The organism is Aminobacter sp. 01T433 (genome assembly GCF_056398585.1).
This window is the reverse complement of record NZ_JBFTPR010000007.1, coordinates 13,774-36,349: the sequence shown is the minus strand read 5'-3', so window position 1 is coordinate 36,349 and position 22,576 is coordinate 13,774. Positions and strand designations below refer to the sequence as shown.

The window sequence follows — 22,576 nt, the reverse complement described above, 5'->3', positions numbered from 1 at the left end:
ATGGCCCTGCCCCGCTGGAACGAGTTTGCGACGCGCGATGAACTGGCGGCAGCACTTGCCGCCAAGGTCGCCGACGCGCTGCAAGCGGCGATCGCACGGCACGGTGAGGCCTTCCTCGCCGTGTCAGGCGGCACCACGCCGGGCCGTTTCATGGCAGCGCTTTCCCAGGAAAAGCTCGACTGGAGCAAGGTCATCGTGACGCTAGTCGACGAGCGTTTCGTTCCTGAGAGTTCGCCGCGTTCCAACGCGTCGCTGGCCAAGGCGAACCTGCTGCAGAACAATGCCGCCGCCGCCCGGTTCGCGCCGCTCTATCATGAGGCTGCTACCGTCGGAGACGCTGCGGCGATGGCCGATGCCGAAATCCGCGCCCTGCCCTGGCCGCTGGATGCCGCGATCCTGGGCATGGGCGGCGATGGCCACACGGCCTCGTTTTTCCCCGACGCACAGGGGCTTGATGCCCTGCTCGACCCGACTTCGGCGCGCATCGTCATGCCGGTGCATGCCGCAAGCGCGGGCGAGCCGCGCCTGTCACTGACGCTTCCGGCACTGGTCGGAGCCGGGCTGCTGGTCGTGCACATCGAAGGTGCTGAAAAGCGTTCCGTGCTTGATGGCGCCATGGCGGCGAAAAAGGCTCTGCCAATCCGCACCGTGCTCGACCGGGCACCGCGCGCCGCCGAGATTTATTGGGCGCCCTGAGCGGACGTCCATTGCCCGATGCCCTCTCCCAAGCTTCGGGCGCCGAGTTGAAAGGACTAAGGCCATGACCGCCAGGAACGACATCCAAGCCATCACCGAGCGTATCCGCGAACGCTCCAAGGTCAGCCGCGAGATCTATCTCGGCCGGGTCACCGAGGCGGCCGGCAAGACGGCCAACCGCGCCGTGCTCTCCTGCGGCAACCTCGCCCATGGCTTTGCCGTGTGCAGCCCATCTGAAAAGGTGGCGCTCGGCGGCGACAAGGTCGCCAATATCGGCATCATCACCTCCTACAACGACATGCTGTCGGCGCATCAGCCGTTCGAGACCTATCCGCAGCTGATCAAGGATGCGGCGCGCGAGGCCGGCGGCATCGCCCAGGTCGCCGGCGGCGTGCCGGCGATGTGCGATGGCGTCACGCAGGGACAGCCAGGCATGGAGCTGTCGCTGTTTTCGCGCGACCTGATCGCCATGGCTGCTGCTGTCGGGCTCAGCCACAACATGTTCGACGCCGCGGTCTATCTCGGCGTCTGCGACAAGATCGTGCCGGGGCTTGTGATCGCAGCACTGACATTCGGCCACCTGCCGGCAATCTTCATTCCCGCCGGGCCGATGACTTCGGGCCTGCCCAATGACGAGAAAGCCAAGATTCGCCAGCTCTATGCCGAGGGCAAGGTCGGCCGCGCCGAGCTGCTCGAAGCCGAGTCGAAATCCTATCACGGCCCTGGCACCTGCACCTTCTATGGCACCGCCAATTCCAACCAGATGCTGATGGAGATCATGGGCCTGCACACGCCGGGTGCATCCTTCGTCAATCCGGGCACGCCCCTGCGCGAAGCACTGACCCGCGAGGCTGCCAAGCGCGCGCTGGCGATCACAGCGCTTGGCAACGAATACATGCCCGCCGGGCGCATGATCGACGAGCGTTCGGTGGTCAATGGCGTCGTTGGGCTGCATGCCACAGGCGGCTCGACCAACCATACGATCCACCTGATCGCCATGGCGGCAGCCGCCGGCATCCGGCTGACCTGGCAGGATATTTCGGATCTGTCGGACGCGGTTCCACTGCTGGCGCGCGTCTATCCGAACGGGCTTTCCGACGTGAACCACTTCCAGGCGGCTGGCGGCATGGGCTTCTTGATCCGCGAACTGCTCGACGTTGGCCTGTTGCATGAGGACGTGCAGACGGTGTGGGGCGAAGGCTTGCGTCCCTATGCGGTCGAGGCCAAGCTTGGCGCCGATGGTTCGGTGATGCGCGAACCAGCCCCCAAGCTGAGCGGCGACGAAAAAGTACTGGCGCCGGCATCGAAGGCTTTCCAGCCGAGCGGCGGGCTGAAGGTGCTTGGCGGCAATCTCGGCCACGCAATCATCAAGACATCGGCGGTGAAGCCGGATAGGCGCATCATCGAGGCGCCGGCGCTGGTGTTCGACAGCCAGCAAGGGCTGAACGATGCCTTCAAGGCCGGCCTGCTCGACCGCGATTTCGTCGCGATCATCCGCTTCCAGGGACCGAAGGCCAACGGCATGCCGGAACTGCACAAGCTAACCACGGTACTTGGCATCCTACAGGACCGCGGCCACAAGGTGGCACTGGTCACCGACGGGCGCATGTCGGGCGCGTCGGGCAAGGTGCCAGCGGCGATCCACGTCACGCCCGAAGCGCTCGAAGGCGGCCCCATCGGCCGCGTCCATGACGGCGACATCGTCCGGCTCGACGCCGAAGAAGGCACGCTTGAAGTGCTAGTTTCAGCCGGCGACCTGGCGCTGCGCCCCGCTCCAGTCTGCGACCTCTCAGGCAATGAATATGGCTTCGGCCGCGAACTCTTCGCCGGCTTCCGCCAGATGGCCGGCCGCGCCGACCATGGCGCAAGCGTGTTCGGGACGGCGTGACATCGGCTTGAAAGTAAGGCAGTTCTGCCTTACTTTTCGGCCAGAGGTGCGTCATGACCATCCTGACCGTTACAGCCAAGGGCCAAGTCACGCTCCGCAAGGAGGTGTTGCAACATCTGGGCGTCAAGCCCGGGGACAAGATTGCCGTCGACGTTTTGCCCGACGGCAAGGCAAGCCTGAGCGCGGTCAAGCCAAAGGATGCACTCAAGGGCTTCATCGGCAGCCTGCACCAGCCGGGGGAGCGAGCCCGCACCCTTGAAGAGATTAACCAGGCCATTCGTGATGGCTGGGCCGGCAAGAGGTGAAAATCACACCCGACACCAATGTGTTGGTGCGGATCGCGGTCATGGATGACGAAATCCAGACAGCGACCGCCCTGCGCGCTCTGGAGAACGCCGACAGCATCGTCGTTCCACTGACCACACTTTGCGAGCTGGTTTGGGTCCTGAGGCAGAGCTACAAACGCCCGGCCGCAAATGTGGCAGCGTCGCTTCGACAGCTCCTTGCCTCCAGTATTGTCGAAACGAACCGGCCGGCCGCCGATGCGGGCATCGCGGTGTTGCTCGCCGGCGGCGATTTTGCAGACGGCGTCATCGCCTTCGAGGGCGCACAGTCAGGCGGCTCGACGTTCCTCACTTTTGACAAGAAGGCGGCAAGCCTAGTCAGGAAGATCGGCGTCGAGGCAGAGCTGCTGGCCTGAACGGAGCTACTTCACCGCTTCACACGAAAACACCGCCGGCGCTTCCTCGCCCTTGGTCAGGTCGTAAAGGTCGGCATTGTCGCCCTTGGTCCACCAGACATATTGCTGGCCGGCGTATCTGGCGCCAGAGCCGCTGAGCACCGTCACGGCAATGACTGTCTCGTCGTCAAGCCCAAGCACGACAAGCGAATTGCTGCCGGCGTTGATGTATTCAGCCTTCACGTCGCGGTCGCCGCATTTGTAGGCGACTGACTGCCGCTCGACCTTGGCGTCGCCGGGCAATTCTAAAGTGACGTTGGTCGCCGAGGCTGTGCCAACGGCTGACGCCAGCACCATTGCCGCCAAGAACAAACGCATTTCTACCTCCGTTGACTTCGCGTTTCTTGCAAGAACGATAGCACGGTGAAAAGGCCTGCCGAAGCCGAAGCTCCAGCAGGGTTTTTCTCGCACCAGAAGCTAGGCGCCGTTCCTCCCCACGTCGGTGAAGAAGCCTTCCGGGCTCTCGACTTCGATCAGGCGCTTCTTCTCGATCAGCCAGAAGCGGTTGGCGACGGCGCGCACGAAGCTGCGGTCGTGCGACACGAGCAGGCAACTCGCCTCGTGCTTCAGCAATTCGTCCTCCAAGGCTTCCTGCCCGTCGATGTCGAGGTGGTTGGTCGGTTCGTCGAGCAGGTAGAAGTTCGGATTGGTCAGCCTCAGCACCAGCATGCCGAGGCGCGCCTTCTGGCCCCCTGACAAGCGGCCGATCTGGCTCGTCTGCATGTCGATGCCCATGCCGGCACCGGCCAGCAAGGTGCGGGCGCGCTGTTCGCCAAGCTCGAAACGCCTGGTGAGCACACTGAGCGGCGTGTCGCGATCTTCAAGATCGGACAGGCCCTGATCACCGTAGCCAAGCACCAGAGACGGCGTCGCCTTGACGGCATCGCCGGCATTTTCAGGGGCGCCGATCGCCTGCCTGACCATGTTGACGAGCCGCGTCTTGCCGGTGCCGTTGCGGCCCAGCAGCACGACACGATCGCCCTGGCGCAGCCACAGCCTGCCTGTCCTGAACAACAGCGTTCCGTCGGGCGTAGTAACAAGCGCATCGTCGAGCGTGACCAGCACCTTGGCATGCGTGCCGCGATTGGCGAGCCTGATAGCACCGGCCGATCGCTCCTGATGTGCGGGCCGAGCCGCATCCTCAAGCTTCTCAGCCCTTTCCTTCAGCTGCTTGGTTTTCACCACCAGAAGGTCGCTGCCCGAATTGATGCCGATATTGTTGAGCTTGGCCGCCTGCCGCCGCAGTTGTTGCGCCGTCTTCATGTCCTTCTGAAACCGCCGCTCGTCGGAGGCATCGATTTCATCGAGCGCCGCCCGTGCCCTGGAATAAGGCAAGGAGAAGACCTGCGAATTTTCCGGGCGCAGGAACAGCGTCTTGTTGGTCACGGCGTCGAGGAAGGCGCGGTCATGGCTGCAGATCACCACCGGCACATCACGTGGCAGCGCGTTCAGCCAACCTTCGAGCTGGCTGATTTTGGCAAGATCGAGATGGTTGGTCGGTTCGTCGAGCAACAGCATGTCGGGCTCAGTCACCCAGACGCGGGCCAGCATCGCCAGCCGCTGCCAGCCGCCGCTCAGCTGGGACATTGGGCGTTCACGCATGGCTTCGGGCACATCGAGCTCATCGAGCACGATGTCGACGCGCCAGCTTTCGCTCTCTGCCTGATCCTGTGGCAGGGCGCCAAGAACCGCCTCGAAAAACGTCGCGGCGTTCAGGCTGGCCGGCACGTCCTGCTCGACATGGCCCACACGTAGGCCGCGCGCGCGGGTGATGTCGCCCGACGTCGGTTCGAAGCCGCCCGATATGGAACGCAAGAGCGTGGACTTGCCACGGCCATTGGCAGCGACGATGCCGAGACGGTCGCCCGGCTCGACGGAAAGATTGAGATTGGAAAAAAGGCGCGCGCCAAGCGTTACGCCAAGGGACCTCAGATTGATCAATGCCATAGTCGTTCTCTGGTCGGTCCGGACCGTCATCCCGCATCCGGTCAAGGGATGCATCTGGGGAAGCTGGACCGGTGGATTGTCACGTGCGGCGCGAGCTCATAGGCTCAGCGCTGCATCACCACGAAGGGCAGACCAATAAAGAGATACGCTTTGGCGATCGTCTGTGGTCAGCCCTGCAAACTTGTTTGCAGGGCGTGGACGGGGCCGCGCTGACGATGGTGACGAAAAAACGTGTACACGCAGCCCTCCTTTGTTTGTTTGACGAGTTGCGCTGTCTAAATAGCCGCGCTCGCACCAAGTTGCAATCCTACTGGATGGTTACTTCGCTGCGCTCGCCGGCATGGACGGTCGCCGTGCCTTCCTTCTTGCCGCCATTGGCCTCGCGATCGACTTCCACGACATAGTCGCCGGCAGGCAGCGTCGTCTGGTGCTTCTCGTCATAAGCCAGTCCGAAATCCTTGCGCTCGCCCTGGATGTCTTTCTTGGCCGAAAACACCTTGATCGTCTTGGCACCCGGGGCGCTGACGGCCAAAACGCCGGCGTCGAGAACAGCCGTTACATCGCCGCGCTCGCCAATCCGGACATTGAAGGGCTGCTCGACCTCGGCCTGGTCCATCCTCACAACAGCGACATAGTCGCCAGCGGAGAGATCGAACTTGGCGTCGGAGCCAAAGGCATAGGTCACCTGCTCGCGCGTGCCGTCGATCTTTTTCTTGGCCTTGTAGATCTTCACGTCGAGGCCCGACGCGTCGACTTTCTCGCCGCCCTCAGCATAGAGTGCATTGACCAGCACGTGGCCGACGCCGACCACGACATCCTTTTCGATGGTCTGGCCGGCGGCAAGCTGGATCGTCTCGCTTGTTTCGCCTTCGCCGATCTTGACCGTCAGCGTCTGCGCGCCGGCGGGCAAAACGATCCTGGTCTGGCCATAGTTGGTGGCAGGGCCGTTGCCACCGGGATATTCGACGACGACGGTTGCGCCATCATTGACATCAGCACCTTCACTCGGGCGCGGGCGGACAACCAGGGTGCCGGCGTTGAGCACATAAAGCGGCTTGTAGACCTGGCCAGCCTCGACCTTGAGCGGCTGCTCGACTGCTGCCTCGCCGAGAACAGCACGGACAATGTAGTCGCCGGTTTCCAGCGAACCCTTGTAGTTGTTGTACTCGGTGGCGACACGTTCGCCCTTGGTGCCGTCGTCATTGGCCTTGTAGATCTCGTAGGCGTTGCCGGCATCCTTGAGCGGTTGGCCGCCTGCTGCCATCGTCACTTCAGGCACGAAATTGAACTCCGGCTTGGCCGGCTCGGGTGCAGGAGTTGGAGCCGGCGCGGGCGCTGGTGGTGCTGCAACCGTCTGTACCAGCGCCTCCTCCAGCGCCTTGGCGTCGGAGGCCTGAATGTATTTGCCGCCGGTATTTTCGGCGAGGCACGCGACCTGCCGGCCCTCTTCCGCCGTCAGGCCGAAACCGACAACATGGGCGGTGAAGTCAACGCCCGATTGCTTGAGCTCCTTGCCGAGGGCGCACGGATCGGCGTTGCAGGTCTCGAGCCCGTCGGTGATGAGGATGACGGTTGCCTTCTCCTCGGTGTATTTGAGGTCTTCGGCGGCCTGCTTGACGGCGGCGGAAAGCGGCGTCTTGCCAAGGAACTTCATGCCGTCGGCGGCAGCGGTGATGGCGCTCGCCGAACCGGCGGCTGGCGGCACGACAAGCTCGATGTCGGTGCAGCTGCCTTTTTCGCGGTGACCATAGGCCATCAGGCCAAGCTCTGCGTCGGCCGGCACCGTCTTCAGCACCGTGCGCAGCGCCTCGCGCGCGATCTCCAGCTTGGGCTTGCCGTCGATCTGACCCCACATCGATCCCGAGGCGTCGAGCACGATGATGGTCCGGTCGGCGGCATGCGCGGTGGCCATTGCCGACAGCATGAGGGCAGACGCCAGGATGCCTCGTGTAAACGCCTTCATGCCATCCCTCGCCGATTCAGGTTGATGCGGCGAGGCTAAACAAGGGGCATCAGACTGACAACCCTGGGATCGATCAATAGGTGGTGCGGCGCTCTTCGCTTGGTGGGCGGCCGAACTGCAGCCGATAGCTCTGGGCGAAATAGGAGTGCGAGGTGAAGCCGGTGGCGATCGCCACGTCGAGGATCGGCATGTTGGTCTGACGCAAAAGCTCGCGGGCGCGCTCAAGCCTGAGCCGCATGTAGTAGCGCCCCGGCGTGACGTTGAGATGGCGCAGGAATAGCCGCTCGACCTGGCGGACGGACAGACCTGCGGTCTTGGCGAGCTGCACTGCCGACAACGGCTCGTCGAGATGGTCGGCCATCAGCTCGACGATGCGCTTCAGCTTGTCCGACTTGCCAGTGAGATCACGCTCGGGTCCGACACGCTGGCGGTCTCCGGCCGAACGGATGCGCTCGTGCTGGAACTGGTTGGCGACTTCATTGGCGAGATTGGTACCGAAATCGCGGCGGATGATCTCGAGCATCAGATCGATCGAGGTGGTCACGCCGGCGCAAGTGTAGCGCTTGCGGTCGATCTCAAAGACATTGTTGGTGCACTCGATATCGGGGAATTTCTCCATGAAACCGGCACGGTTTTCCCAATGGATGGTGCAGCGGTACCCGTCGAGCTGGCCGGCCTCGGCGAGCAAGTAGGAGCCGACCGAAAGCGCTCCGAGCGCTGCCCCGCGCCGCCCCCAGGATCGGAGCGCGCCAAGTACCTTGCTCTTGCCTGGAAATTCGGTGGCAACGCCGACGCAGACGAACATGATGTCGACCGCCGGCACGTCGGCGACGGAATAGTCGACCTTGAGCGGCAGCCCGTTGGAGGCGATCACTGCCTCGCCATCGGCCGAAACCGTTGTCCAGCCATAGACGTCGCGGCCGAGCAGCCGGTTGGCCGACCGACAGGTGTCGATAGCGGCAACAAGCGAGAACATCGAGAATTTGTCGACCAGCAGGAATGCGAACTGGCGACCTTCGGGGTGGGGCTCTGACATCGAAGCCAAATCTACAGAAAGCGCAGGCTTGGGCAAGGAAGCGGCGCCGGTTTCAACAACGCCGCTTTCACTCAGAACCCCCGATGTTCGAGGCCGGCATGGCGATAGGCCGACACCAGCGTGTTGGCCATCAGCATGGCGATGGTCATCGGCCCGACGCCGCCCGGAACCGGGGTTATGGCGCCAGCGTTCTTGGCGGCCGAAGCGAACTCGACATCGCCAACCAGGCGAGACTTGCCCTCACCCTTTTCGGGTGCCGGAATGCGATTGATGCCGACGTCGATGACTGTGGCGCCTGGCTTGACCCAGTCGCCTTTGACCATTTCAGGCCGGCCGACAGCAGCGACGAGAAGGTCGGCGGTGCGGCACAGCGCCGGCAGGTCCTTGGTGCGGCTATGGGCGATGGTGACGGTCGCGTTGGCGGCAAGCAGGAGATTGGCCATCGGCTTACCAACGATGTTGGAGCGGCCAACCACAACGGCGTTGAGCCCCGACAGGTCCTTGCCGTGCTTGCGCTCGATGAGCAGCATCGACCCAAACGGCGTGCAAGGCACCAGCGCCGTGTCCAGTTCGCCGGTGGCGAGCTTGCCGACATTGATGAAATGGAAGCCGTCGACATCCTTGTCTGGCGCGATGGTCTGGATGATCTTGCCGGCGTCGATATGGCCGGGCAGCGGCAGCTGGACGAGAATGCCGTGGATATCAGGATCGCCATTGAGCGTTTCGACCAGCGCGACGAGATCGACTTCCGAGGTTTCGGCGGCAAGCGTGTGCTGGACCGAATGGAAACCGCATTCCTTGGCCGTACGCGACTTGTTGGCGACATAGACCTGGCTGGCCGGATCCTCGCCAACGATGACCACGGCGAGCCCTGGCTTCACGCCATGCTCGGCAAGTGTCGCCGCCGATTTCTTGACGCCTTCGACGACCTCGGCCGCGACACTTTTTCCGTCAATGATCTCAGCCATGGCTCACTCCGTCTGCTGCATCGTTCGAGGCGGCATTGTCATCAAATTTCCGACCCGCAACCTCGCCATTGCGGCGTCCGGTGCCGTAAACTCGAAACCGCTGGGTAGAATTTCAGAAGTAGCGGCGCGAGCGGCGCTCCCTGAGTTGGTTCAACTCCTTGCGCACCTCGCGCAGGCTCTCGCTGATCTCGTCGATCTGGTTTTGCGCTGCCGGCGGCTCGGTGCGCGGCACCTGTGGTTGCACAGGGGGCCAGGGATGATAGCCGGCCGGCTGCGGCGGGTAGGGATATGGCGTGTGATAGCCAGGCTGGGGCGGCACGGCTGCATCGTAGCCTGCTTGCGAATAGGGCGCATATGACTGCACGAAACCGCCTTGTGGAGTCGGCTGACCAGCCGGCGGGTGCATCGGCTGCGGCTGAACCGGCAGCGGCGCCGGTATCGCCTGATCGGCCGCGGGGTACTCAGCCAAGCGAGCATCCGGGGGCGCAGCTACCTCGGCCCTGGGCGCAGGTGCCGTGGGACGCGCGTCCGACTCGCTTCCTGTCGTCTCCTCGGGCCTGCGGCGCGATACCGGCTTGGCGCGAGCGCGGCGATTGGCGGTATCGCGCAGGCTTTCGAGCGCGCCGCGTAACGCACCGATGCCAACGCCCGATGCAAAACCAAGCAGCATGCCGGCGATCGAGATCATGGCGCGCGACGGCCCGGTCGATTGAAGCGGCGGCGAAGCCGTCGAAATGACGGTCACATTGGCCGAGTTGATGTCCCTTTGCTCACCCGTTTCACGCGCCCTGAGCAGGAACGCCTCGTAGACGGCGCGCTTGGCGGTGACGTCGCGTTCGAGCTCGCGCAGCGTGACAAGCTCATCACCGACACTGCCCTGGCGCACCTTCAATTGGGCAAGGCGAGCAGCAAGCTCCTGCTCCATCTGAACGGCGCGCTTGAGCTCGACCTGGATGGAAGCCGCGACACGGCGCAGCTCCGTTGCGATGCGCTCACGTGCACCGGTCAACTGGGCCTCGATAGCCAGACGTTCTGGGTGGCGAGGACCAAGCCTCACTGCCGCCCGATCCGCCTCCTGGGTAAGTGCTGCGTACTGCGCCCGCAATTCATTGATCGTGGGAGAGTTGATGGCCTCCGGCAAGGTTCCGCTCAAGACCGCGTCGACGCCGAGACCGCGTGTCGATGCCGCGCGCGCGTTAAGTTCCAAAGTACGCGAGCGCGCAGCAGTCAGCTGGTCGTTGACCCGCTGGATTTCGTCGTCGGTGATCAGCCGTCCCTGCGGATCGATAAGTTCATTTTCGGCCTTGAAGGCCTCTACCTTGCGTTCGGCTGCTTCAACCGACTTGCGCATTTCATTGAGGCGGGCACTAAGCTCGTCGGTCGCGCGTCCCGCGGTTCCAGCCTGCAACTCGCCAAAGGTCTGCATGAAGACTTCAGTCATCGTGTTGGCGATGAGCGCCGATTTTTCGGCGTCTTCCGTCTTTGCTCCAATCGAGACGACGAACGTATTTGCGCCGCGCTCGATGGTCAGCGCTTCGGCGAGATGCGTCGTTGCCAAAGTGTGCTTGCGACCGGCCGAATCTCCTGTTGCCGTATCATCGCGGGAAATCAGCGAGCGCAGGAAAGAACGAACGCTGAAACCGCCTCCAGCGGTGCCGTTGAACTCTGGATCTTCCGCAAGGTTGAGCTTGTCGACGACCTTGGTCAGCACCGACCCCGACGTCAGCACGCGCACCTGGTTTTCGACGACGGCAAGCGTCGCGTCCGAAGGCAGGTTGCCAACAGTCAACTCCTGGTCGGAGAGCTTGAGGTTGCGCGGATCGACGATCATCTCGGTCCACGCCTGATACATCTTGGGCGTCGACAGCGCGATCGCCACGCCCATGAGCGCGCCCACCAATGTGGTCGAGGCGATCAGCAGCTTCGAGCGGGTAATCCCGCCGATGACTTTCATCGGATCGATCAGCGGCTTCCAACGGACATCGTCATGGTCACTTTGATCGTATGACGCCGTATCCGGGACCACAGGCTGAACCATCGCGGCAGCGGGAACCGTAGGGCCAAGCAATCTGTCGCGCCAGTTGCCGATCATCGAGGACGGAGTCGACGCTGCGCCTTCGCTTGCAGACGCGTCTTTGACGTTGTTGGGCTTCACCTCCGCCGCATGCGGAGCCTCGGCGATTGCGGCACGGTCGGCTTCACGGCGTAGGCGCGCCATGCGATGCCGAGTCACCGGATCCTGCGCCCCAGCCTCCTCATGCTCGTCGACGGATATCGAGAGAAGCGAGGCCCCCTTGGACTTGGGCGTAGCGGCGTGCTGGTCCTGCGCGAGCAGCGAACGCTTGCGCCTCCCGTCGTCGCGATTTCCAGATTCGTCCATGTTTCGGGCAGCTTCCAACAGGATAGTCCGGATCATTGTCCGGTCGTTAACCCAAGCTAAACAGGCGTGGGAAACAAAAGGTTAATTATCTGCCTTTGTGGCATTTTATGCATCCGTCGCGGAACGGCACATTAAGTTTTGGCCCCTATCCTCCGGCCCGATCATGACCCAGGCAAATGACATACCGCGCATGCCGCTGCGCCAGCGTATCGGCAGTTTCCTGTCGGGTCGACGCGCTGTCCTGCGCGACTACTTCTCGGCGATCAGCGGCTCTGCCGGACGACTGGTCTTTTCGCTGATCTATTTCGTGGCACTCGCCAACACCTTGACGATCGCCGATTTCGGACTTTTCGCCACTGCCTCAGCCGCCGGCGTGATGCTGTCGCGCACACTTGCCTTCGGCTTCATCTCGGCTCTCTACCGGACGGCAACAATCCGTCCCCGGCTGATCGGCAGCTACACCGCAGGCTTCCTGATGCTGGCGCTGCTGTCGCTGCCGTTGCTAGCGGCGGCCTCGGCGCTGACCTGGTTCCTGTTCTTCAAGAACACGTTGCCCGCCGCAATTTTCGCCACCGTGATCTTCGCCGAAGCCCTGCTCTGGCGGCCGGTCGAGGTGGCAATGATCGTCAACAACGGTCTCGGGCGCTTCGGCAAGGCGGCAATACTGGCGATCCTGACGTCAGCGATAAAAGCTGCGGCGGCAGCATTGTTCATTTTCTGGCCCAGCCACACGATCGAAGCCTGGGCCGGCTTCTACGTCGCCTGCAATCTCGTCTCGCTGGCATTGGCTTTCGGCATGTTCTATCCGCGCCAGCGGCTCAGGCTGACACCGGATCTCTACTGGCGCAGGCTTTCGGATTCGATCTATGTCGCCGGCGCCGAGGTTCTGTTTTATCTGCAGATGGAATTCGACAAGCTGCTGGTACTGGCCATGGGCGGGCCACATCTCGCCGGCATTTACGCCATCGTCATGCGGCTGGTCGACCTCACGGCCATCCCGATCCGCACCTTCTCGATGATGCTGGTGCAGCGAATGATGCGAGCGCCGCAAATGTTGGCCAAGCTGAAGGTCAAGATCGGCATCGAAGCCGGCATCCTTATTGTCTCCACATCGGCCTTGCTGTTCCTCGCCGTGGTACTGCACTTCTATCCCAATTTCCTCGGACGCAATGTCTCGGAGGCCGCACCGCTGGTTGGGCTCGCGCTTTTCATGCCGGCCCTGCGCAATCTCGTCGAATATCACGCAGAGCTTTTGTTCGCGCGCGGCCAGACCCTGATCCGCGCCGGCAATCTGGCATTGCTCGCAGGACTGAAGGCTGCACTATTGTCGATGTTGCTGCTACGGGTCGCCGATACCGAGACGCTGATATGGTCGCTGAACGGCATGTTCGCGCTGCTGTACCTCGCCTCGGCCGCAGTGACCTATTCGGCTCTGCGTCGGCCAGCCCGGGCGATCTGAGCGTCAGGCGGCGACCAGCCTGCGGATACGGCCAAGATCGGTACCGATAAAAGACTGCATGCCGATAGCCACCTGTTCCGGCGACATCGCCGCGACGAAGGCTTCGAATTGCGCATCCGAAAGTGGCGTTCCGGTCCAATGGACCCGACAGAATTCCTCCGATCCGTGGTAATGCCCGGCACCGTCGATGACCTCGTCGACGAAGCGGCCATAGATCATGCATTCGGAGAATTTGCGCCGTGCGCACACCGCTTCGACCCAATGCCGGCCGCTGATCTCTTCGATCCGGGCGAGCATGTCGCGTACGCTTGAGCGACGCCAGGCGATCAGCGTCGAGATGTAGTCGTGCGGCGAAATGTCGGGCGCAGCAATGCCAAGCACGGCGGCGGCATTCGCAGACCACACACGATGGTTTTCGTGGCCAGGGGCAAGCAGCGCATCATCGCGGCGAAAAAGCCGTAACCTGCCGTCGCGCCAGAACCTGGCGCAATCGAATGGCTTCAGGAACGCGACGTCGGAATCGACATAGACAAGTGTCTCCTGTTCGATCTTTTCGGCAATGGCCATGCGCCGCAACTGCTGGACGTGCCAGCCACGCAGCGGCGGTGCCTTCAGGCTCAACCAGATGCGGCGCTTAAACAGGCTTGTCGGGTCGGGTATGTCGCGCAGCCAGGACGGCAACAGATCGCGCTCGTCAATCACAGTGCGGCGGCTGCCTTCGAGTTGACGAAACAGCGCCACGTCGCGGTGCTCGACCAGCAGATAGTGATGCGAGGCGCCCATAACGTGGCGATCGACGGTCTCGCACAGCAGGCGGCAGCGCTCGAAATCGGCGGCATAGCTGGCCGTCACCAGTGCGGCATCCGGAGCCACCGATGTGCCCTTGGCGTTCAAGAGCGGTCCTCCCCGCCCTGCCCGCCAAACTTCTGGCGCAGCACGCGAAACAGGAAGAGCGGATTGCCAACGATGTAGCGCCGCCACAGCCGGCCCGGCTCAATTATCAGGCGGAACAACCATTCGAGGCGCAGATGGCGCATCCATGCAGGCGCGCGCGGCACCGAGCCGCTGAGGAAGTCGAGCAGCGCACCTACCGCTATCGGCAGCGTGCAATGTTCCGGCCTCAGGTTGCGCGCGATCCAGAATTCCTGGCGCGGAACTCCCATGGCGACAAGCAAGATGTCCGGGCGAAGCGCGCCAATATCGGCGACGATCTTGGGTTCTTCCGAAGCGGTGAAGAAGCCATCGTGAACGACGACGAAACGATGCTTTGGCGCGATCTCCGCCAACCGCTCCGCGGCGCGCTCGGCATTGACGCGTTTTGCGCCGAGCAGAGCGACCGTCAGCGGCCTCTCCGACGCCTCGAGCAAGGCAGGCACGAAGTCGGTGCCATTGAGATTGTCGGGAAATGGCGCGCCATAGAGCCAGCGCGCGGCGAGATCGACACCGACGCCGTCAGCGAGAACGAGAAAATCGTCGAGGGCCGCGGCAAATTCCTTGTCGGAACAGGCGATGTTGGCATTGTGGGCATTGAGGAAGCTGACCTTGGTGAAGGCCTTTTCCTTGAGAACCCGTGACAACAAGGCAAGCGCCTCGTCACGCCGCAGGCTGGCGACCCGGACGCCTAGGATGCGCCGGACCGGCACAGCTGGGTTCGACATCGCCATGCTCACGCCGCCACCTCACGCGCGCCGGCACAAAGCTTGGCGAGGCCAAGCGCAATCGCGCTGTCGAGTGCTTCGATCTGCCGGCGATGGAAATCGCTGCCGTCGACGTCGGCGACCCGCTGATCGACGGTTTGTTCGAGCGCTCTGGCGAAGGCTGCGGGATCGTCGGTCATGATGCAGTTCTGAGGCTTGTGGGCGATGCCGCGCAGCGAGTGCGCGGTTGCCACCGAAGGCAGGCCCAGTTCGAAGGTCTCGATGGTCTTGAGCTGGACACCGCTGCCCGACGTGCTGACGAGCGGGATGACAGCGGCACTGCGTACGAAGGCCTGGGCGTCCGGCACCCGGCCAACGAACTTGACGCCGGGATGCGACGAGGACACGCCGGCCGGGACACTGCCAGCGATATGGATGCGGAAATCCTCGCGCAGATGCGGCACGACCTTGCCCAGGAACCAGTCGAGGCCGATGCGATTGGGCTCCCAGGTCCAGGTGCCGATCAGGGCCGCGTCGCATTCGATGTTTCGTATGCCGGACCCGGTCGAAAGCTCCGAACGCGTGACCAGCGGCAGCGCCACCGAGCGCGTTTCGGAGGCAACGTCGAGCTCGGCGCGATCCTCCTCGGCCAGCGTGAAGACAAAACGCGCCTTGCGGCACAACCGCTTCTCGATGACTTCGAGAAGCCTTGCTTCCCGCCGGAACAAGGCGCGTTGAAACGCACCATTGGCGGCTTGCGAATTCTCCGCCGCCGAGCGGAACTCGACATTGTGCGCAACGAAGATCGAAGGCCGGTCCTGAAAGACGCTTTCAAAAGCAGCAGCCATCTGGACCGAATTGAGGATGTAGCCGTCGAACGGGCCGGCTGCCTTGATCGCCTGGCGCACCGTCTCATCGGAGACCACGCGCAGCTTGGCTGACGCGAATGTCAGGCCCGAGGCAAACGCGCTCGCCAGCCAGGAGAGTTTGCGCGGCAGGGGTGCTGCGTCGGTACGCACATCAAGCGAAGCGAGGAGAATGGTTTCAGGGTCGGACGGCGCCTTGCCCGGCCAGCCGAAGCCGAGCACGGTCACGCGCACGCCCGCACGGCGCAGCGCATCGATGATCGCCTGATTGGCGATCTCGTAGCCTGAGGAAAGCGCTCCGTCAGGCACGATGGATGTGGCAAACAGTAGATGCATCGCAACAAAATTCCTGCCCATGCCCTAGCAGCGCGCGGTGAAGTCTTCATTAAGTAATTCACGCGGGCTGTGGAATACGCCCACCTACCCGCTAGCGGTCTATTTAACCGACCGTTATGGTGCCGGTGATAGGGAGGGGCATCTGAAACCGGCGCCCTTTCATGAATGCTCTGCCACCTCTCAAATCCGTGACCATTGCAGGCATGTCGCCTGCTTTGGCGGTGGATGATGTGGAAGTGGTGGTCACCCTACCGACCTTCCGCCGGCCACAGCAGTTGCTGGCAACGCTCGCTTCGCTCGCCAAGCAAAAGACCGCGCGACGATTCGCTGTCATCGTCATGGAAAACGACGCCGAAGGCGGCGAAGGCATGCGCGCGGCGCTGCCGTTGTTTGAAAGCGGTGCGATGGCAGGCCTCGTCATCGTCGCGCATGAGCGTGGCAATTGCAGCGCCTACAATGCCGGCTGGCACACGGCACTCCTGAATTTTCCGAATTTCACCAAGCTTCTGGTGATCGACGACGATGAACTGGCCGATCCGCTGTGGCTTGAAACCATGTGCACCGCCGCCGAAAGCCTTGGCGTCGACATCGTCGGTGGACCGCAGGTGCCCGTCTTCGCCGACCCTGCGCATCAAGTCTGGGCGACGCATCCGGTCTTCGCGCCGCCCTACTCCACCACCGGGCACGTCGCTGCACTTTATTCGTCAGGCAACCTTCTGGTCGGCCGCCATGTGCTTTTGGCCATGGGCCCGCCCTTCCTCGACCTGCGCTTCAACTTCATGGGCGGTGGCGATTCGGACTTCCTGAGCCGGGCGGCGCAAAAGGGCTTCAAGCTCGGCTGGTGCGCCGAAGCAAAGCTGTTTGAAACGGTGCCGGAGCGGCGCCTTGAGGCCGACTGGATCCGCGCCCGGTCCTTGCGCAACGGTGTCATCTCGACACTGGTTGCCAAGAAGAAATATGCTGGCACGCCATTCGCCAATACGCGCGTGTTTCTCAAGAGCCTGGCGCTGCTTGCCGTCTCGCCCCTGCGCGCTTTGAAGCGTCTTGTCGTCACCGGTTCGCCGTCGGTCGCGATCTATCCGATCCATGTGGCGCTCGGCCGTGTGATGGCCGACTTCGGTTATGCCAATGAGCAATATCGGCAGCCTGAAAAGAACTGAAATGGCGCCGCTTTCGGCGGCGTTCACCCCAGCGGGCGTTGCCACGGCGGTCGCCGCGATGGTGCTGACCATCGTCATCGTGTCGTTCCGGCCGTTCCAGCCGGCGAGTGCCAACGTCGATGGCGGCGGCGATATCGTCAACCAGCTCGGTTTCGGATCGCTCGGCGCATTCGCCATCTTTGCGCTGCTGACGCTGGCCGGTCCGGGCCGGCTGCGCGCGCTGGCAGGCATGCCCTGGCTGCTGCTTTTGTGCTTTTTCATGATTTCGGTGGCGAATGCCATCGATCCGAGCGCCGCCTTCCGCGCCGCGACATTCACCCTCATCGGTATCATCGCCATGGCCACCGTTCTGGCGCTGCCGCGTGACGGTGATGCCTATTCGACTGTGCTCGCCTTCGCCGGCTTCGTTGTCGTCGGGCTTTGCTATGGCGGCGTCATTTTCTATCCGAGCGTGGCGATCCATAGCTCCGGCGGCTTCGAACCGGAACACGCAGGGCTATGGCGCGGCGCCTTCTCCCACAAGAACATCGCAGCACCCGTCATGGCCTGCTTCAGTTTCGCCGGCATCTACCTGTTCCGCCGCGGCTGGCGCTGGTCGGGTATCGTTCTGTTTCTGCTGGCCATGGTCTTCATGGCGCATACCGGCTCGAAGACCACGGCAGGCCTCGTGCCGCTGTCGATCCTGCTGGTGCTTTTGCCGGGAATGATCGGCATGCGGCTTGGCGTGCCGCTGGTGTTTGCACTTGCCGTGACCGGCACAGCACTCGCCACGCTCGGCATCGTCTTCATCGACCCGCTGAAGCAGCTTGCCGCCCATCTCTTTCCGGACCTCACCTATACCGGCCGCACCACGATCTGGGAGTTTGCCGGCAAGATGATCGCCAGGCAGCCCTGGTTCGGTTACGGCTATGAAAGCTTCTGGGGTACGCCCATTGTCACCAGGATCGATCAGACCTTCGACCAGGGCTGGGACATCAGCGGGATCGTGCATGGCCACAATGGCTACATCGATCTCGCGGTGGCCATGGGACTACCGGCACTCGTGGTGGCAACCTATGTTTTCCTGATCGCACCGATGCGCGACTACATGCGCATCCCGCTCTACAAGGAAAACGTCTTCCTCGGCGACTTCTTCATGATGGTGGTGCTGTTCACGTCGCTCAACGCCTTCCTCGAAAGCTTCTTCTTCCGCCGTACCGACCCGGTGTGGATGTTCTTTGTCTTCGGTGTGCTCGGGCTCCGGCTGGTCTCGCGCACGGTCATCCACAAATCGAGTGCCTGAGCAGCGCACTTGATCATGCGCGGCGAGAGAGACATTCTCGCACCATGATCACCAGTGTTTCCAGACGCCAGATGCTTGCCCAGACACTGGGCATCGGCCTCGTCTCGTTGCTCAAGGTGCCCACGGCGCGGAGTGCCAGCTGGCCGAAGATCGATGCGACCTTCCTGTTTTCGGCCGACATCCATGCCTGCCGCATGGCAAGCGGTCTCAGTCCCAATTGCCAGGCCGAAGGCAAGACCGACGAAAATCTGCGCCGGCATATCGCCGCGCTGAACGAGGTCGGTGAATTCGCTTGGCCGCGCGAGATCGCCGGTGCCCCAAGCGGATTGGCGGGGGCTGGCCAAAGGATCGGACGTTCGCTCGGCCTGGTCATCGGCGGCGATGCCACCGACGATGGCGGGGGCCAAGTGACGCAGCCGCATGAAGGCACGCAGCTTCTGCAATTCAGCCAGCGCTACCAGGAAGGCAACGGCCCCGACCGCGTGCATATGCCTGTCTATGTCGGGCTCGGCAATCACGACCTCGACCAGGACGGCCCGCCGCCGCATGTCGACTGGTACCGGCGCGAGATGCGCGACTATGTCGAAATCAACCACCGGCCCAGCGTGTTCTTCAAGCCGCCGGTGCCTGCCACCAACTACGACGCGCCATCCGACTGCTATTCATGGGATTGGGGCGGCCTGCACCTGGTCCAGACCCACAGGTTCGCCGGCGACACCGCCAAGGGCGCGATCAGCGGGCTCGACTGGCTCAAGCAGGACCTCAAGACCTTTGCCAGCGACGGGCGACCGGTAATCCTGTTCCAGCATTATGGTTGGGACCCATTCTCGACTGAAAGGTGGGACGCGGATGCCCATACATTCAATGATGCGGGACGCGGCGAGCCACACTGGTGGAGCGATGACCAGCGGCGCGGGCTGCTTGAAGCCATCGCCGGCACCAACGTGATTGGCGTCTTCCACGGCCACCAGCACGACACCGCAATGATCTACAAGCGCGACGGGCTCGACCTGTTCAAGCCGAAAGCAGCCTTCATGGGCGGCTTTGCCGTCATCCGGGTAACAGACGCCTTCATGGATGTCGTTTTGGCCGAGGCCGGCCCGCGTGGCGGCGTCACCTTCACCAACGCTTTCAGCAAGGCGTTGGATGGCACACGCTGAAGTGGCACATCGCCCTTCCGCAAGGCCTCAAGACGGTCTATGTCAGTTGCGTTCGGAGGGCTTTGCATGACCATCAGACTGATCCTCGCCGGTTGCGGCAACATGGGCTACGCCATGCTCACGGGCTGGCTCAATTCGGGCAAGCTCGCGCCGGAGGAAACCTTCGTGGTCGAGCCCAACGCGGAGCTTCGTGCCCGGGCGGCTGAACTCGGTAGCCGGGTCGCTTCGGAAGTTGGCGGCATACCGGTCGATGCCGACCCTGAAATCATCGTCATTGCCGTGAAGCCGCAGGTCATTCGCGAGGTCACGTCAGGCTATCGCCGCTTCGGCAATGCCAAGGCTACTTTCGTCAGCGTCGCCGCAGGCACTCCCGTCGCCACATTCGCCGAGATCCTCGGCAGCCACACGCCGATCGCGCGCTGCATGCCCAATACGCCGGCGGCCATCGGCAAAGGCATGATGGTTCTCTATTCCAACGAACACGTCACCGAAAAGGCCAAGGACATCGTCGGCGACCTTTTGTCGGCCAGCGGCGAGGTCGCGACCATCGCCGACGAAGGGCTGATGGATGCGGTGACGGCGGTTTCCGGTTCGGGGCCGGCCTACATCTTCCATTTCATCGAGTGCCTGACGGCAGCGGCCGAAAATGCCGGACTTCCGTCCAAGACCGCCTCGCTCCTTGCGATGCAGACAGTTTATGGCGCCGCCAGCCTTGCTGCCGAAAGCCGCGAAGACCCAGCCGTCCTGCGCCGCCAGGTGACCAGCCCGAATGGCACTACGGCGGCAGCGCTCAGCGTTTTGATGGGCGAAGACCGGCTGAAGAACCTGCTCACTGAAGCGGTCGAGGCAGCGCGGGTTCGTTCGATCGAACTCGGGAAATAAACTACTTCGCGTCAGCTTCGGCTTGCAGCGCCTTGATGTGAGGTGCTGCGGCCTCGTTGACCGCGCGCTCCATGTCGCGGAACTGGCGCACGACTTCTTCGCCGACTGAGGTAAGCTCGGCACCGCCGCCATGCTTGCCCCCGGTCTTGGCCGCAACCAGCGGCTTGCCGAACATTTCCTTGAGTTCTTCGACAAGGTCCCAGGCGCGTTTGTAGGACATCTCCATGGCGCGCGCCGCAGCTGAGATCGAACCGGTTGCGGCAATCTGTTCGAGAAGTTCGACCTTACCCGGCCCCAGACGGCCCTTTGGGTCGAGATACAAGCGCAAGGTCAGAGATGGCATCGGCTGCTCCAGTCAGTCGCTGGTTAGCACAAGCGGCGCCCCTGGAGAAAGATTGGCGCGATCGAATGCAACGGTCTTGATGACGGCAAAGACGTCGCGGCCAACACTGAGCTGAAGTGTCTCCAGCGACTGGCGGGTGATGCGCGAGACAAGCATGTCGCCGTGGCAGTCGAGTCGAAGGTCGATCTGCGCACCATTGACCTGGCCGATCTCGGCGATGCGGCCGGGCAGGATATTGAGCGCGCTCAACCCTTGCGGCCGCTCGGTGGCGATCATCACGTCGCGCGCCCTCACCCGGACGCGAACCGTCGTGCCTTCGGCCAGCCCGATACGCGGCACACGCATTTCGCCAGCCGCAGCGCCAAGGACGGTCATGCCGAAAATTTCGTCGTGGTGCAGGACTTTCATATCAAGCACGGCACCGCCCTCGCCCACCTCTTCCGGCGGCAACAGGTCTAGGCGCTGCATGATCTCGATTGTCGGCCCGGACGCTGCAACCTTGCCCTCGGCCATCACCACGATGTCGGTGGCGAGCCGCGCGACCTCCGATATGGAATGGCTGACATAGACGATCGGTATCCTGGTCTCGTCGCGAAGCCGTTCGAGATAGGGCATGATCTCGGACTTTCGGGCGTCGTCAAGCGAGGCAAGCGGCTCGTCCATCAGGAGCAGTCTCGGGCTTGCCAGCAGGGCCCGGCCAATGGCGACGCGCTGCTTTTCGCCACCCGAAAGCAGCGCCGGACGCCGCGCCAGGAGATGGCCAATGCCGAGCATGTCTACGACGCGATCGAACTCGGCATAGCGTTCCGTGCGCGGCGTGAACCAGCGGCCATAGAGCAAGTTCGAGCGCACTGTTAGATGCGGAAACAGCCGCGCGTCCTGGAAGACGAAGCCGACCCGGCGCCTGTGGGCGGGCACGAACTTGCGAGCAGCCGTGTCGACCAGCGTCTTCTCGCCTATGACGATGCGACCGGCATCGGGGCGGATCAGGCCGGCGATGATGTTGATGAGCGAGGTTTTTCCCGAGCCGGACGGGCCGAACAAGGCAGTCAGGTGACCCGCACTTTCGAAACGGGCCTCAAGATCCAGCGCGCCGAGGCTGTGGCGGACATCGACGAGCAGCGTCATCCGACATCCATGCGTTGGCCGATGCGGCGGGCGAATATCTCGGAGACGATCAGCGCGATCATCGAAATGGCAATCGAGATCAGCGTCAGGCGCATGGCGCCAGCGTCACCGCCTGGCACCTGGGTGAAGGTGTAGATCGCCGATGGCAGCGTCTGGGTCTCGCCGGGGATGTTGGAGACGAAGGTAATGGTGGCGCCGAACTCGCCCATCGCCTTGGCGAAAGACAGGATCATGCCGGCGACAACGCCAGGCAGGATCAAAGGCAGCGTCACCGTGAGAAACACCCACAATGGGCTAGCGCCCAGCGTCCCGGCTGCCGACTCGAGCCGCCGGTCGACCGCCTCGATGGACAGGCGGATGGCCCGCACCATCAAGGGAAAGCCCATGACAGCGCAGGCAAGGGCGGCACCGGTCCAGCGGAAGGAAAAGACGATGCCGAAATGCTCGTCGAGAAACGAGCCGATGGGCCCGCGTCGGCCGAAGCTCAAAAGCAACAAGTAGCCGGTGACGACGGGGGGCAGGACGAGCGGCAAATGGACGACGCCGTTGAGCAGCGACTTGCCCCAGAATTTGCCCCGCGCCAGCAACAGGGCAATCGCAATGCCGAAAGGCAGGGTGGCGGCCATCGCCCACAGCCCCACCTTGATCGACAGATGGACCGCATTCCATTCGTCAGGAGTGAGGTCCAGCCATGTCATGCGTCAGT

At 63.0% G+C, this 22,576-nt stretch carries 21 protein-coding genes; 9 read left to right on the top strand and 12 right to left on the bottom strand.

Annotated features, from left to right (window positions below):
* The 4 genes from pgl (at nt 1) to AC1DLV_RS13745 (ending at nt 3,284) form a co-directional block, all read left to right on the top strand.
* On the top strand, nt 1-696 hold the full coding sequence (gene pgl, locus AC1DLV_RS13760; RefSeq protein WP_476802038.1) for a 6-phosphogluconolactonase: 696 nt from the start codon (nt 1-3) through the stop codon (nt 694-696).
* 64 nt (nt 697-760) lie between these two features.
* Nucleotides 761-2,584, top strand: a complete 1,824-nt coding sequence (gene edd / locus AC1DLV_RS13755) for a phosphogluconate dehydratase (protein ID WP_476802037.1) — start codon at nt 761-763, stop codon at nt 2,582-2,584.
* 53 nt (nt 2,585-2,637) lie between these two features.
* Nucleotides 2,638-2,889 (top strand): AbrB/MazE/SpoVT family DNA-binding domain-containing protein, encoded by a 252-nt coding sequence (locus AC1DLV_RS13750; protein ID WP_476802036.1) that lies wholly within the window; start codon nt 2,638-2,640, stop codon nt 2,887-2,889.
* Nucleotides 2,886-3,284: a type II toxin-antitoxin system VapC family toxin gene (locus AC1DLV_RS13745; RefSeq protein WP_476802035.1), complete on the top strand. Its 399-nt coding sequence runs from the start codon at nt 2,886-2,888 to the stop codon at nt 3,282-3,284. Before AC1DLV_RS13750 ends, AC1DLV_RS13745 begins: the two co-directional genes overlap by 4 nt.
* A 6-nt stretch (nt 3,285-3,290) precedes the next feature.
* Here AC1DLV_RS13745 and AC1DLV_RS13740 read toward each other — a convergent pair whose 3' ends face one another.
* The 6 genes from AC1DLV_RS13740 to AC1DLV_RS13715 form a co-directional block, all read right to left on the bottom strand.
* Nucleotides 3,291-3,641, bottom strand: a complete 351-nt coding sequence (locus tag AC1DLV_RS13740) for an MliC family protein (RefSeq protein WP_476802034.1) — start codon at nt 3,639-3,641, stop codon at nt 3,291-3,293.
* A 99-nt stretch (nt 3,642-3,740) separates the two neighbouring features.
* Nucleotides 3,741-5,270, bottom strand: a complete 1,530-nt coding sequence (locus AC1DLV_RS13735; protein ID WP_476802033.1) for an ABC-F family ATP-binding cassette domain-containing protein — start codon at nt 5,268-5,270, stop codon at nt 3,741-3,743.
* A 307-nt stretch (nt 5,271-5,577) separates the two neighbouring features.
* A complete protein-coding gene (locus AC1DLV_RS13730) occupies nt 5,578-7,233 on the bottom strand; it encodes a vWA domain-containing protein (RefSeq protein WP_476802032.1) in 1,656 nt (551 codons plus the stop codon).
* Nucleotides 7,234-7,306: 73 nt separating this feature from the next.
* Entirely contained in the window at nt 7,307-8,269 is a 963-nt protein-coding gene (locus tag AC1DLV_RS13725; RefSeq protein WP_476783550.1) for a GlxA family transcriptional regulator, read from the bottom strand.
* A gap of 71 nt (nt 8,270-8,340) precedes the next feature.
* Complete coding sequence (gene folD, locus AC1DLV_RS13720) at nt 8,341-9,237, bottom strand: bifunctional methylenetetrahydrofolate dehydrogenase/methenyltetrahydrofolate cyclohydrolase FolD (protein WP_476802031.1); 897 nt, start codon at nt 9,235-9,237, stop codon at nt 8,341-8,343.
* A 112-nt stretch (nt 9,238-9,349) separates the two neighbouring features.
* Nucleotides 9,350-11,617, bottom strand: a complete 2,268-nt coding sequence (locus AC1DLV_RS13715; RefSeq protein WP_476802030.1) for a GumC family protein — start codon at nt 11,615-11,617, stop codon at nt 9,350-9,352.
* A gap of 163 nt (nt 11,618-11,780) precedes the next feature.
* On the opposite strand from AC1DLV_RS13715, the gene AC1DLV_RS13710 reads away from it, so the two are divergent.
* Nucleotides 11,781-13,076 (top strand): lipopolysaccharide biosynthesis protein, encoded by a 1,296-nt coding sequence (locus tag AC1DLV_RS13710; RefSeq protein WP_476836173.1) that lies wholly within the window; start codon nt 11,781-11,783, stop codon nt 13,074-13,076.
* A gap of 3 nt (nt 13,077-13,079) precedes the next feature.
* Here AC1DLV_RS13710 and AC1DLV_RS13705 read toward each other — a convergent pair whose 3' ends face one another.
* Genes AC1DLV_RS13705 through AC1DLV_RS13695 form a run of 3 tightly spaced genes read right to left on the bottom strand, consistent with a single transcriptional unit; the run spans nt 13,080 to nt 15,915 of the window.
* Complete coding sequence (locus tag AC1DLV_RS13705; protein ID WP_476802028.1) at nt 13,080-13,970, bottom strand: DUF6492 family protein; 891 nt, start codon at nt 13,968-13,970, stop codon at nt 13,080-13,082.
* Nucleotides 13,967-14,734: a WecB/TagA/CpsF family glycosyltransferase gene (locus AC1DLV_RS13700; protein ID WP_476802027.1), complete on the bottom strand. Its 768-nt coding sequence runs from the start codon at nt 14,732-14,734 to the stop codon at nt 13,967-13,969. The genes AC1DLV_RS13705 and AC1DLV_RS13700 overlap by 4 nt, the downstream gene beginning before the upstream one ends.
* An 8-nt stretch (nt 14,735-14,742) precedes the next feature.
* A complete protein-coding gene (locus AC1DLV_RS13695; RefSeq protein WP_476802026.1) occupies nt 14,743-15,915 on the bottom strand; it encodes a glycosyltransferase in 1,173 nt (390 codons plus the stop codon).
* A 161-nt stretch (nt 15,916-16,076) separates the two neighbouring features.
* On the opposite strand from AC1DLV_RS13695, the gene AC1DLV_RS13690 reads away from it, so the two are divergent.
* The 4 genes from AC1DLV_RS13690 (at nt 16,077) to proC (ending at nt 20,399) form a co-directional block, all read left to right on the top strand.
* Nucleotides 16,077-17,075 (top strand): glycosyltransferase family 2 protein, encoded by a 999-nt coding sequence (locus tag AC1DLV_RS13690; protein WP_476802025.1) that lies wholly within the window; start codon nt 16,077-16,079, stop codon nt 17,073-17,075.
* Nucleotides 17,044-18,357, top strand: coding sequence for an O-antigen ligase family protein (locus AC1DLV_RS13685; RefSeq protein ID WP_476802024.1), 1,314 nt, complete (start codon nt 17,044-17,046; stop codon nt 18,355-18,357). Before AC1DLV_RS13690 ends, AC1DLV_RS13685 begins: the two co-directional genes overlap by 32 nt.
* 44 nt (nt 18,358-18,401) lie before the next feature.
* Nucleotides 18,402-19,517 (top strand): metallophosphoesterase, encoded by a 1,116-nt coding sequence (locus AC1DLV_RS13680; protein WP_476836172.1) that lies wholly within the window; start codon nt 18,402-18,404, stop codon nt 19,515-19,517.
* A gap of 66 nt (nt 19,518-19,583) precedes the next feature.
* Nucleotides 19,584-20,399: a pyrroline-5-carboxylate reductase gene (gene proC, locus AC1DLV_RS13675; RefSeq protein ID WP_476802022.1), complete on the top strand. Its 816-nt coding sequence runs from the start codon at nt 19,584-19,586 to the stop codon at nt 20,397-20,399.
* A 1-nt stretch (nt 20,400) separates the two neighbouring features.
* On the opposite strand, the gene AC1DLV_RS13670 is transcribed toward proC, so the two are convergent.
* The 3 genes from AC1DLV_RS13670 to modB are packed head-to-tail and all read right to left on the bottom strand — an operon-like array spanning nt 20,401 to nt 22,568.
* Nucleotides 20,401-20,742 carry a winged helix-turn-helix domain-containing protein gene (locus AC1DLV_RS13670; protein WP_476802021.1) on the bottom strand — a complete coding sequence of 114 codons (342 nt, stop codon included), beginning with the start codon at nt 20,740-20,742 and terminating at the stop codon, nt 20,401-20,403.
* 12 nt (nt 20,743-20,754) lie between these two features.
* On the bottom strand, nt 20,755-21,870 hold the full coding sequence (modC, locus tag AC1DLV_RS13665; RefSeq protein WP_476802020.1) for a molybdenum ABC transporter ATP-binding protein: 1,116 nt from the start codon (nt 21,868-21,870) through the stop codon (nt 20,755-20,757).
* A complete protein-coding gene (gene modB, locus AC1DLV_RS13660) occupies nt 21,867-22,568 on the bottom strand; it encodes a molybdate ABC transporter permease subunit (RefSeq protein ID WP_476802019.1) in 702 nt (233 codons plus the stop codon). The genes modC and modB overlap by 4 nt, the downstream gene beginning before the upstream one ends.
* Between the last annotated feature and the right edge of the window lie 8 nt (nt 22,569-22,576).

Bases quoted from the DNA above. Each gene is read 5' to 3' on its own strand.
- pgl (WP_476802038.1), top strand. From the start codon at position 1: ATGGCCCTGCCCCGCTGGAACGAGTTTGCGACGCGCGATGAACTGGCG.
- edd (WP_476802037.1), top strand. From the start codon at position 761: ATGACCGCCAGGAACGACATCCAAGCCATCACCGAGCGTATCCGCGAA.
- AC1DLV_RS13750 (WP_476802036.1), top strand. From the start codon at position 2,638: ATGACCATCCTGACCGTTACAGCCAAGGGCCAAGTCACGCTCCGCAAG.
- AC1DLV_RS13740 (WP_476802034.1), bottom strand. From the start codon at position 3,641: ATGCGTTTGTTCTTGGCGGCAATGGTGCTGGCGTCAGCCGTTGGCACA.
- AC1DLV_RS13735 (WP_476802033.1), bottom strand. From the start codon at position 5,270: ATGGCATTGATCAATCTGAGGTCCCTTGGCGTAACGCTTGGCGCGCGC.
- AC1DLV_RS13730 (WP_476802032.1), bottom strand. From the start codon at position 7,233: ATGAAGGCGTTTACACGAGGCATCCTGGCGTCTGCCCTCATGCTGTCG.
- AC1DLV_RS13725 (WP_476783550.1), bottom strand. From the start codon at position 8,269: ATGTCAGAGCCCCACCCCGAAGGTCGCCAGTTCGCATTCCTGCTGGTC.
- folD (WP_476802031.1), bottom strand. From the start codon at position 9,237: ATGGCTGAGATCATTGACGGAAAAAGTGTCGCGGCCGAGGTCGTCGAA.
- AC1DLV_RS13715 (WP_476802030.1), bottom strand. From the start codon at position 11,617: ATGGACGAATCTGGAAATCGCGACGACGGGAGGCGCAAGCGTTCGCTG.
- AC1DLV_RS13710 (WP_476836173.1), top strand. From the start codon at position 11,781: ATGACCCAGGCAAATGACATACCGCGCATGCCGCTGCGCCAGCGTATC.
- AC1DLV_RS13700 (WP_476802027.1), bottom strand. From the start codon at position 14,734: ATGTCGAACCCAGCTGTGCCGGTCCGGCGCATCCTAGGCGTCCGGGTC.
- AC1DLV_RS13695 (WP_476802026.1), bottom strand. From the start codon at position 15,915: ATGCATCTACTGTTTGCCACATCCATCGTGCCTGACGGAGCGCTTTCC.
- AC1DLV_RS13690 (WP_476802025.1), top strand. From the start codon at position 16,077: ATGAATGCTCTGCCACCTCTCAAATCCGTGACCATTGCAGGCATGTCG.
- AC1DLV_RS13685 (WP_476802024.1), top strand. From the start codon at position 17,044: ATGAGCAATATCGGCAGCCTGAAAAGAACTGAAATGGCGCCGCTTTCG.
- AC1DLV_RS13680 (WP_476836172.1), top strand. From the start codon at position 18,402: ATGATCACCAGTGTTTCCAGACGCCAGATGCTTGCCCAGACACTGGGC.
- proC (WP_476802022.1), top strand. From the start codon at position 19,584: ATGACCATCAGACTGATCCTCGCCGGTTGCGGCAACATGGGCTACGCC.
- AC1DLV_RS13670 (WP_476802021.1), bottom strand. From the start codon at position 20,742: ATGCCATCTCTGACCTTGCGCTTGTATCTCGACCCAAAGGGCCGTCTG.
- modC (WP_476802020.1), bottom strand. From the start codon at position 21,870: ATGACGCTGCTCGTCGATGTCCGCCACAGCCTCGGCGCGCTGGATCTT.
- modB (WP_476802019.1), bottom strand. From the start codon at position 22,568: ATGACATGGCTGGACCTCACTCCTGACGAATGGAATGCGGTCCATCTG.